Source organism: Klebsiella sp. SYXHC3 (genome assembly GCF_057196925.1).
On record NZ_JBXUNG010000021.1, the window covers coordinates 1 to 1,328 of the forward strand.

Here is a 1,328-nt window from a genome sequence, read left to right on the forward strand (position 1 = left end):
AGGTTGCCACCCGCCAGCCCCTGCATCGCCGCCGTTACCGCCTGCGCCACCTTCTGGTACTTTCCGCCCGTATCGTATTTACCTTAACTTCAACTTAAATATTCCGATAGTAAAAAAACCACAGAATAAAACCTATTAATATTCCAGAAAGAGATACTTTAAAATATGTAAATAATTTACCAATAAAAAACGAGAGTATATTTTCCCCTCCGCCGATCCAGTAACCAAGCAAACTGAATGAAATTGTGATGATTAACAACATGCTAAAAATAGCAAAACATAGATAAAGTAACACAATGAAAGATCTACATCGGAAATTCATCATTGTTGCACCTCATTGTTTTTCAGAGCTTCATTCATACCCTCTGTAAATGCTCCGGAAGCAGCTGCATTCCCTGTATTACCTAAGATCGAAGGTAGAGAGTTTTGTGGCGCTGGTTTTGTTATCGTCCAGACACCTGTAGGAATCCATTCATATTGTTTCGATACCGGATTAAATATCTTATCGGCCGGAACTTTAAGTATATTACCAGCAGCATAACCTGTTGCAGCACCTGCTTTACTCAAGAGTGCCCCTAAGAAGGGGTCATCACCTTTAAGCTCTGCCTGGTAATACCCACCAGCCGCATTCCATGTCACCGTTGGGTTATAACCTTTTCCTGCTGTAATAGCACCAATCACTCCGGCACCAATCACATCCGACAGTTTCACTTCGCCATGTACCCCATACTGAATAGCTGCACTCCCAGCCACTGATGCCCCAGCAGCAATTAACAGTTCTTTTCCATTGGTCACGGTATTTGTGATAATCGCTTTCCCGCCCATGACCAGCACTGGCCATGATGTCGGATCGGTGATGACGGACAGCAATCTATCGCCTGATGTGATATTTTCTTGTAAGAATTTCAAATCAGTGCCATTAAGGTAGTTCACCAGCGCCGCAGCCTCAGGATCTTTCAGTTTCTCATCCAGCCGGAACTGTGAGGCATTCGCGTCATTGGCTACATTAGTCGCCCCTTGAAGAAGCTCTTCCCATGTCACGCAAGCAATGCCACCACCAGAACATGCATCAACCAGTTCTTTGCTATTTTTGTTACTGATTTCGATATATTTCTCAACAACTGACTTGCAGTCATTACCGGACGCTTTGCAGTCGGATAGCTCTTTATCAAGCTGTCTGGCTTCTGTACTACTAAGGTAATTATTCTCCACCGCGTTCTTCCCGGCCTGCGCACCCGCCACCGCATCCGTGCTGCTGCCTCCGCTAAGCCCCCCCATCAGTCCCGCCGCCAGCGTACTCAGCGCGCTTATCGTCGACTTCTGCTCAT

1 protein-coding gene is annotated in these 1,328 nt (G+C 46.0%); it reads right to left on the reverse strand.

Translation table 11 applies throughout. From position 1 onward, the window contains the following. Positions 1–321: 321 nt before the first annotated feature. Positions 322–1,328, reverse strand: a 1,007-nt coding sequence (locus AC2CGP_RS24110; RefSeq protein WP_213194152.1) for a VENN motif pre-toxin domain-containing protein, incomplete at its 5' end; no start/stop codon positions are given.